Consider the following 8,651-nt stretch of genomic DNA (forward strand, 5'->3'; position numbering starts at 1 on the left):
CTCACCAAAGCACCGAGACGAGGATCGAGGCGGCGACGGCGAGGATCATCAGCGCGAACAGGCGGCGGGCGAGCGGTGCTCGGTCGGTCAGATAGCGGGCCGCGACAACACCCGGCCAGGTGCCGGCGACCCCGCCTGCCACCAGCGCCCCGAAAAGCGGCCAGTCGACGAGTCCCGACCAGGCGTAACTGGCGCTTGTCGACGCGCCGAAGATTGTCACCGAAAGCAATGAGGAAGCGGCGGCGTTGGCGAGCGTCATGCCCGTCGCGGCCATCAGCCCCGGCGCGATCAGGAAACCGCCGCCGATTCCGAAGAAACCCGCCGCGAAACCGGTGACGAGTCCTGTTGGCGCGAGTTTGGCGACGAGACGCCCATCGATTCTGACATCGGGATCGCCCTCGTTCTTGCGCGGCAGCGCCATGCCGATCGCCACCGCCGCCATGGCCAGTGCAAAGAAGCCGAGCAAGGCCGTCCCGTCGACCTGCTTGGCGATATGTGCACCGGCAAGCGCGCCAGCGATCCCGGCGGCAGCGAAGACGCTCGCACACGGCCATTTGACGGTGCCCGCGCGGGCCTGGGCGGCGAGAGCGGCGGCGGCGCTCAGCGCGACGGCCGCGGCCGAGGTACCGATCGCGATATGGGTGTCGCCGACTCCGACGACATAGACGAGCCACGGCATAGCAAGCACCGAACCGCCCCCGCCGAAGGTGGCAAGCAGGAAGCCGACGAGCGCGCCGCCGAGCGCCGCCAGGAGGAGCGCTTCGATCATCGTGCAGCTAGGCGGCGGCCCGGCGGTTCCACGGCATTGCGCCAAGCAGCCGCGCCATGCCGCAAAAGCCCGTCGCGCCGGCGAAGGTCAGCCCGGCGCCGACGAAAGCGGCGAGCGCGAAAAAGGCCGGGGCGACCAGCCAGCCGAGCAAGACCCCCGCGAGAACGAGCGACCCGGCGGCAATCTGCACCTGGCGCATCAGCTCGAGCGGCGCCTTGCGGTCGATTGCGATCGGCAGCCCGGCCTTGCGCCAGGCTTCGATTCCGCCCTCGATCATATAGGCCTCGCCCTCGAGATGTTCTGCGAGGCCCCCACACTGGGCAGCGGTGCGGGCGCCGGAGCGGCAGGTGAAAATCACGGCCTTGCCGGCTGTGCCTTCGACGCCTTCGCGCCGGGCGTCCGACAAAGGCAGCGATCGCGAACCCGCAATGTGGCTGCGTGCAAATTCGTCGGGCTCGCGAATGTCGAATATCTCGGCCTCGCCGGCGTCGGCAAGCAGGTGCGCCCGTTGGGGCGACAGAGTCTGAACGGTCATTGGCTGGGTTTCCTTGCTTCGGGCGGACAATAGATGTCCGCCAGCGTTTCGATCAGTCGCATCACGTCGGGATCGGCGATCCGGTAGTGGATCGTCTGGCTCTCTCGCCGGGTGGCGACGAGACCGTCCTCGCGCAATTTCGCGAGATGCTGCGACAGCGCCGATTGCGAGAGGGCAACCTCCTGCTGCAGCGCCCCGACATGTTTCTCACCGTCGGCGAGAAGGCACAGGACGAGCAGCCGGTGCTCGTTGCCGAGCAGCCGCAGCATCCGTGCCGCTTTGGCGGCGCTGTCCTGCAAAAGGTCGATCGGGGCATGGTCGATCATGGCACCGATATAGGGCTTGCTTTTAAATTAGCAATGGCTAAATTAGGAAATACGAATTAAAGGAGATTGCTATGACGATCGACGTCCATCCGCATTTCGACGAAACGACCAACACCGTGAGCTATGTCGTCGCCGACACCGCGACCAGGCGTGCGGCGATCATCGATCCGGTGCTCGATTTCGATCCCAAGGCGGCGCAGCTGGCGACCGAAACCGCCGATGCCCTGCTCGGCATCGTTGAGAGGGAGAGGCTGACCGTTGACTGGATCCTCGAGACCCACGCCCATGCGGACCACCTGAGCGCCGCCCATTATCTGCGCCGCAAGACCGGCGCGGCCGTGGTGATCGGCGAACACATCACCGACGTGCAGAAGATCTTCCTGCCGCTCTTCGAGATCGGGGATATTGCCGCCGACGGTGCGGTGTTCGACCGCCTCGTGGCGGATGGCGACACGCTGCCGCTTGGCGACAGCGAGATCGGCGTGCTCCACGTTCCCGGCCACACGCCCGCCGATGTCGCCTATCTGATCGGGGATACGGCCTTCGTTGGCGACACGCTCTTCATGCCCGATTACGGCACCGCGCGCGCCGATTTCCCGGGCGGCGACGCGGCGACGCTCTATCGATCGATCCAGAAGATCTTCGCGCTGCCCGATGAAACGCGGATCTTCGTCTGTCACGACTATCTGCCCGAAGGCCGGGACCAATATGCCTGGGAGACAACGGTTGCGGCCGAAAAGGCTGCCAATGTCCATGTCCACGAGGGGGTGAGCGAAGCCGCCTATGTAGCGATGCGCGAAAAGCGCGACAGCGGTCTTTCGGCCCCGACGCTGATCCTGCCCTCGCTACAGGTCAATGTCCGCGCCGGCGCGCTGCCCGAGGCGAGCGAGGAGGGCCATGTCTTCCTGCGGCTGCCCGTCAACGTCTTCCCGAAAACGAGCCCGCTGCCCGACGGGGTCTGACCAGGTCCTTACCCGCGCTCACGCCGATTGTGTCGCAGGGGTATGCACGCACCCTTCGACAAGATCGGGCGGAGCGCGGTAGGGTGGGGGCATCGCCACCGGAGATCCGCCATCGCCACGCTACTGATCGTCTATCACAGCCGCACCGGCGGCACCGAGCAGATGGCTAAGGCCGCCGCCGAGGCTGCCCGCGACGCCGACGGCGCCGATGTCGTTTTAAAGCGCGCCGAGGATGCCGGCCCCGACGATCTGCTCGCCGCCGACGGCTATCTCTTCGCCACCCCGGAAAACCTCGCCGCGATCGCCGGCGTGATGAAGGCGTTCTTCGACCGCAGCTATTACGAGGTCCTCGGCAAGATCGAAGGCCGCCCCTATGCGGCGATGATCTGCGCCGGCTCCGACGGCGAGAATGCCCGCACCCAACTCGAACGCATCGCCACCGGCTGGCGGCTGAAGAAAATCGCCGACACGCCGATCATCTGCACCCATGCGCAGACGAAGGAAGCAATACTCGCCAAGAAGCAGATTCCCGAAGACAGTCTCGCGCTTTGCCGCGAGATCGGAGCGACGCTTGCGGCCGGGTTAGAAATGGGGGTCTTCTAGCTGCTGCTAACCCTTATGATGTTCGCCCTTCACCCAGCGGATCGTGCCTGACGAGGCGCGCATCACGACGCTTTCGGTGGTCATCACATTACCCCGGCGATGCTTGACGCCGTCGAGCATAGATCCGTCGGTGACGCCGGTCGCCGCGAAGATCACGTCGCCCTTGGCGAGTTCCTTCAGGCTGTAGATGCGATCGAAATCCTTGTCTTCGATGCCCCATTTGCGCGCGCGGGCCTTTTCGTCCTCGTTGCGGAAGACGAGACGGCCCTGGAACTGGCCACCGACGCAGCGCAGTGCCGCCGCCGCCAGCACGCCTTCGGGTGCGCCACCCTGGCCCATATAGACGTCGACCGTCGTGTCCTCGTCGGTCGTCGCGATTACGCCGGCGACATCGCCGTCGGGGATCAGCTTGATGCCGCAGCCGATTTCGCGCAGCTCGGCGATCAGCTTTTCGTGCCGCGGCCGATCGAGGACGCAGGCGATGATCTCATGCGGCTCGACGCCCTTGGCCTTGGCGATCTTTTCGATATTCCAGGTCGGGCTTTTCGACAGGTCGATCGTGCCTTTCGGATAGCCGGGGCCGATGGCGAGCTTGTCCATATAGGTATCGGGCGCGTTGAGCAGGCAGCCTTCCTCGGCAATGGCCAGCACCGCGAGCGCATTGGGCCCGGCCTTGGCGGTGATCGTCGTGCCTTCGAGTGGATCGAGCGCGATATCGACCTTCGGCCCCGATCCGATCGCCGCGCCGACTTTCTCGCCGATATAGAGCATCGGCGCCTCGTCGCGCTCGCCCTCACCGATAACAACGGTACCGTCGAACTCGAGCTGGTTGAACGCATCGCGCATCGCCTCGACGGCGGCGGCATCGGCGGCCTTTTCGTTGCCTCGGCCGATCTGCCGCGACGCGGCGATCGCCGCGGCCTCAGTCACGCGGACCATTTCGAGCACGAGCACCCGGTCGAGGACGTCGCTTGCCTTCACCATAATTTCGCCATTCCCTGTCATTAGCTGGGGAGGCGGATAGGCGAGGAGTGTTGCATTGTCGAGAATGCCGGGTCCGCTTTTGTGCGTCGTCATCGGCCTCGCGGCCTCCGCCCCCCTCACGCCCGTATTCGCCGATGTCAGCAGTGATGATCTGCTGGCGCGGCATGCCGATCGCACCGCCGCGCGCGACACCGAGTGCGAGAGTAACGGGCGGCAGATCGTCGTTTGCGCCGATCAGAATGAAGACGACCGCTACCGCCTGCCGTTCGAAACCGTCCGCGCCGACGATCCGGCCAATGAAGGCGTGTGGGACGAGCGCTACCGCATCCAGGCCGAGCCCGGGCACTGCCAGGGATGGGAGAATGTGCAGGTCGGTTGCGGGGCTGTCGGGGTCAGCGTGGGCGTCGGCGGCGCGAGTTCGGGATTGCAGATGGGCGGTTTGAGGCGGGTTGGGCAGTAGTCCTTCTCCCATGGGGAGAGGGGTATGAAGCCTCATGAGCGTCACGAATTAGCCGAAGTTGGATGAGGGGCTGCGCGCTTTCGACAGGCGCGTTGCCCTCACCCAACTCGCTCTAGGCTCGTTCCTCGCCAAGCGCTCCTATCCCTCTCCCGATGGGAGAGGGTTTTGTCTCACAAATCCAGGATATGCATCCACATCGGTTCACCGGCGAGGCTTTGTGCGCCCTTCAATCGTTCGAGGGCATCGGCGACGCAGCGTTCCGGGCCTTCATGGGTGACCATGATCAGGCTGACGACATCATCGCTGTCTTCGCTGGGTTCGGCGCCGCCGCGCTGGATCATGCTTTCGATCGAGACGTTGGCGTCGCGCATCGCGGCGGTGATCTCGGCAAGCACGCCGGGGCGATCATGTACGGAGAAGCGAAGATAGGCTCGTCCGCGCCGGTCGCCGGTATCGATGGGGCCGCTTTCGCTCAGCCGATCGAACGGCATGGCGAAGGCAGGGCCATATTCGCCGCGCGCGACGTCGATCAGGTCGGCGACAACGGCGCTCGCCGTCGGGCCTTCGCCTGCGCCCGCGCCCTCGAAGAAGAGCCGCCCGACGAAATTGCCCTCGGCGACGACCGCGTTGAGCGAACCGGCGACATGGGCGAGGGGGTGGCTGCGCGGGACGAGGCAGGGGTGCACGCGCTGGAACAGACCGCTCGCATTCGCCTCGGCGATGCCGACGAGCCTGACCCTGAAATCGAGCGCGCGCGCCTCGGCGATATCCTCGGCCGTTACCAGACGCACGCCGGTCGTCGCCACGGCATCGAAATCGAGCCGGGTCCCGAAAGCGAGGCTGGCGAGGATGGCTAGCTTGTGCGCGGCGTCGATGCCGTCGATGTCGAAGGTCGGATCGGCCTCGGCATAGCCGAGCCGCTGCGCCTCGGCGAGAACGGCGTCGAAGTCCGATCCCTTCGCCTCCATCTCGGTCAGGATGTAATTGCAGGTCCCGTTGAGGATGCCGTAAACGCAGGTGATTTCGTTCGCCGCCGCGCCCTCGCGCAGCCCCTTGATGACCGGGATACCGCCGGCCACGGCAGCCTCGTATTTGAGCGCCACCTGCGCCTTTTCCGCCGCTTCGGCGAGTGCGAGGCCGTGATGCGCGATCATCGCTTTGTTCGCGGTGACGAAGGACTTGCCTGCGGACAGCGTATCGCGGGCGAGTGCCAGCGCCATCCCGTCCGATCCGCCGATCAGCTCGGCGATGCAATCGACATCGTTACGCGCCGCCAGCGCGGCCGGATCGTCCTCCCAGGCGAAGCGCGCCAGATCGACGCCGCGATCGCGCGACCGGTCGCGTGCCGAAACGGCGACGATTTCGATCGGCCGGCCCGCGCGCCGCTCGATCAGTTCGCGGTTCTCGTCGAGCAATTTGACGACCCCGGCCCCCACCGTGCCGAGCCCCGCCAGCGCCACTTTCAGTGCTTCGACCATCTTCGCTCCCATTCAACAGGCCTCGCGCCTTAATTCGGCCCCAAAGAAAATGCTACCGGCCTTGCACATGGCGACCGAACATCCGACCCCGACCGTCCTCATCCTTGCGGGCAAGCGCGACGGCAAGCCCGGCCCCCTCGCCGAGAGCGCCGGCGTCAGCCACAAGGCCGTTCTTCCCGTCGCCGGCCGTCCGCTGATCGCCCATATCCTCTCCACGCTGGAATCGGCCTGGGACGATGCGAAGATCATCATTTCGATCAACGATGCAGCTGTCATCGCCGATGTCGAGGAGGTGAGGCGGCTAAAGGGCGCCGGGCGGCTCGAAATCGTCGCGGCGCAGGCGGGGATCGTCGAAAGCGTCGAATATGCGCTGAAAGACGCCTCCTGGCCGGTGATCATCGCGACAGCCGATAGCGCGCTCTCGACGACCCAGGGTTTCCACGAGATCGACGCCGCCGGCTATGAGCGCAACGCCGATGCCGTGCTCGGCCTTGCCAGCCGCGAGAGCATTCGTGCCGCGCATCCGGAGGGACAGCGCAATTTCTACGAATTCAAAGACATGGCGATCTCCAACTGCAACCTGTTCTGGCTGCGCGATCCGAAGGCGCTGGCATCGGCCGAGGCATTTCGCGAGGGCGGGCAGTTCATGAGCCATGTCGGCCGGATTCGGAAAGCCTTCGGGCTGTGGAACCTCATCCGCTTCCGGCTGAAGATGGATACGATCTATTCGGCGATGGAGCGCATGTCGAAGCGCTTCGGCGTCCGCATCGTCGCGCACGTCTTCGACGACGGGAAGCTGGCGATCGACGTCGATAACGAGCGGACATGGCGCGTGACGGAGGAACTGATCGCGGCGCGGCAGGGCGGAGGTTAGGCGTCAGCGCCAGCCCGCCGCGTTTCGTATCGCGCAAGCTCGCCGTCCATCACGCGGAACCAGAGCGGCGGCACCGTCGCCAGCATGATCATGCCGGCCAGCCCATAGGGAAATTGCGGTACGTCGTCATAATGGCGGAGTTTGTAATAGGGCCGGTTGGACTGGTAGTGATGATCCGAATGGCGGCCCAGATTGAACATGTTGATGTTCGACAGGATGTGGCTCGAGTTCCAGCTATGCTCGGGCCGGACGCGGGCATAGCTGCCATCGGCCTTGCGCTCGCGGAGCATGCCGTAATGCTCAGTATAGTTGATCGTTTCGAGCGCGAAGATCGCGACGGCCGATTGCACGGCGAACAATAACAGGCTTGCGGGTCCAAGCAGGAAGCCGATTGCGGCCATCAGCGCGATCGTAAATGCCCACCAGCGCAGAATGTTGTTCCGCCACGACCAGGTGCCCAACCCCTTGCGCGCCAGCCGCTCCGCCTCCAGCCCCCACGCGCTCCGAAAGCTGCCGATGATGGTGCGCGGCAGGAAGCGGTAGAGCGTCATCCCCTTTGGCGCGGTCGCCGGGTCGTCGGGCGTCGCGACGCGCATATGATGGCCGCGCACATGTTCGATGCAGAAATGCGCATAGCCGACAAGGCTCATCAACAGGAAAGCTAGCTGGCGCTTACCGGCCTTGTTGCGATGCATCAGTTCATGCGCGGTGACGATACCAACGAATCCGCCATATTCGCCGAGGATCAGCGCAAAGACGAGAAACTCCCACCAGGCGAGCGGCGTCACCGACACGACCCAGAGCGCCCAGCCGAGCAGCGCGATAAAGGTCGCGGCGGTCGCGAGCACGATCAGGTCGTAGCGCCGGACGGCGGCCGGCAGGATCGCGTCGATGCGCTTCTGCGAGGGCCAGCGCGACTCGCCCATCCACTTCTCTGCGAAGGGCAGGACGAAATAGATGCCGATCGCCAACGCCGCCATCACCGCGCCGCCCGCATAAAAGGCAGCGACGATCAGCGCGGCCGTCCAGATTCCGACCGTATAGGCAAGCTGATAGCGCATGGACGTCTATATAAGGGCGGGCCGGGCGCGTCGCAATTTTGCCCTCCCTTCATTGCGAGGAGCCATAGGCGACGCGGCAATCCAAGGCCGGAGGCGTTCTCCTTTGTGGCTCTGGATTGCTTCGCTGCGCTCGCAATGACGGAATTGGTTAAAGGGGTGGCACTTCAATCGGCAAACGGATCGCGGACCAAAATTGTATCCTCCCGCTCCGGACTCGTCGAAACCAGCGCCACGGGGCAACCCACAAGCTCCTCGATCCGGCGGACATATTTGATCGCCTGGGCCGGGAGGTCGTTCCAGCTGCGGGCACCGGCGGTGGTTTCGCTCCAGCCTTCGATCGTTTCGTAGACCGGAACGATCTTGGCCTGGTCCTGGCTGTTCGGCGGCAGATAATCGTAATGGCGCCCGTCGACCTCATAGCCGACGCAGATGGCGAGCTCGTCGAACCCGTCGAGCACGTCGAGCTTGGTCAGCGCGATGCCGGTGACGCCCGATACCGCGATCGACTGGCGCACGAGCACGGCGTCGAACCACCCACAGCGGCGCTGCCGCCCGGTCACCGTGCCGAATTCGTGGCCGCGCTCGCCCAGCCGCTGGCC

Annotated in this window: 11 protein-coding genes; 4 read left to right on the plus strand and 7 right to left on the minus strand. The window is 65.1% G+C overall.

What is annotated here, in order from left to right; genetic code table 11:
• Nucleotide 1: 1 nt before the first annotated feature.
• Genes Q0139_RS08860 through Q0139_RS08870 form a run of 3 tightly spaced genes read right to left on the minus strand, consistent with a single transcriptional unit; the run spans nt 2 to nt 1,630 of the window.
• Complete coding sequence (locus tag Q0139_RS08860) at nt 2-769, minus strand: sulfite exporter TauE/SafE family protein (protein WP_298020325.1); 768 nt, start codon at nt 767-769, stop codon at nt 2-4.
• A gap of 7 nt (nt 770-776) precedes the next feature.
• Nucleotides 777-1,304 carry a rhodanese family protein gene (locus Q0139_RS08865; protein WP_298020329.1) on the minus strand — a complete coding sequence of 176 codons (528 nt, stop codon included), beginning with the start codon at nt 1,302-1,304 and terminating at the stop codon, nt 777-779.
• On the minus strand, nt 1,301-1,630 hold the full coding sequence (locus Q0139_RS08870; RefSeq protein WP_298020332.1) for a helix-turn-helix transcriptional regulator: 330 nt from the start codon (nt 1,628-1,630) through the stop codon (nt 1,301-1,303). The genes Q0139_RS08865 and Q0139_RS08870 overlap by 4 nt, the downstream gene beginning before the upstream one ends.
• Nucleotides 1,631-1,701: 71 nt before the next feature.
• Here Q0139_RS08870 and Q0139_RS08875 point away from each other — a divergent pair, with 71 nt between their 5' ends.
• Entirely contained in the window at nt 1,702-2,592 is an 891-nt protein-coding gene (locus Q0139_RS08875) for an MBL fold metallo-hydrolase (RefSeq protein WP_298020335.1), read from the plus strand.
• A gap of 42 nt (nt 2,593-2,634) precedes the next feature.
• The gene (locus Q0139_RS08880) at nt 2,635-3,195 is read left to right on the plus strand and encodes an NAD(P)H-dependent oxidoreductase (RefSeq protein WP_367180737.1); all 561 of its coding nucleotides are present in this window, start codon (nt 2,635-2,637) and stop codon (nt 3,193-3,195) included.
• Between the two features lie 6 nt (nt 3,196-3,201).
• Here the strand turns inward: Q0139_RS08880 and glpX are convergent, their stop codons facing one another.
• Nucleotides 3,202-4,179: a class II fructose-bisphosphatase gene (gene glpX / locus Q0139_RS08885; protein ID WP_298020338.1), complete on the minus strand. Its 978-nt coding sequence runs from the start codon at nt 4,177-4,179 to the stop codon at nt 3,202-3,204.
• Nucleotides 4,180-4,234: 55 nt separating this feature from the next.
• Here glpX and Q0139_RS08890 point away from each other — a divergent pair, with 55 nt between their 5' ends.
• Nucleotides 4,235-4,639, plus strand: coding sequence for a hypothetical protein (locus tag Q0139_RS08890; protein WP_298020341.1), 405 nt, complete (start codon nt 4,235-4,237; stop codon nt 4,637-4,639).
• Between the two features lie 170 nt (nt 4,640-4,809).
• On the opposite strand, the gene Q0139_RS08895 is transcribed toward Q0139_RS08890, so the two are convergent.
• Nucleotides 4,810-6,117, minus strand: a complete 1,308-nt coding sequence (locus tag Q0139_RS08895; protein WP_298020361.1) for a homoserine dehydrogenase — start codon at nt 6,115-6,117, stop codon at nt 4,810-4,812.
• A 67-nt stretch (nt 6,118-6,184) separates the two neighbouring features.
• Between Q0139_RS08895 and Q0139_RS08900 the strand changes: the two genes are divergently transcribed.
• Nucleotides 6,185-6,991: an NTP transferase domain-containing protein gene (locus tag Q0139_RS08900; protein ID WP_298020343.1), complete on the plus strand. Its 807-nt coding sequence runs from the start codon at nt 6,185-6,187 to the stop codon at nt 6,989-6,991.
• Here the strand turns inward: Q0139_RS08900 and Q0139_RS08905 are convergent.
• On the minus strand, nt 6,988-8,052 hold the full coding sequence (locus Q0139_RS08905; protein WP_298020346.1) for an alkane 1-monooxygenase: 1,065 nt from the start codon (nt 8,050-8,052) through the stop codon (nt 6,988-6,990). The genes Q0139_RS08900 and Q0139_RS08905 overlap by 4 nt on opposite strands.
• A 164-nt stretch (nt 8,053-8,216) precedes the next feature.
• On the minus strand, nt 8,217-8,651 hold a 435-nt coding region (locus tag Q0139_RS08910; protein ID WP_298020349.1), incomplete at its 5' end, for an adenylosuccinate synthetase.

This window comes from uncultured Parasphingopyxis sp., assembly GCF_937129435.1.
GTDB lineage: Bacteria > Pseudomonadota > Alphaproteobacteria > Sphingomonadales > Sphingomonadaceae > Parasphingopyxis.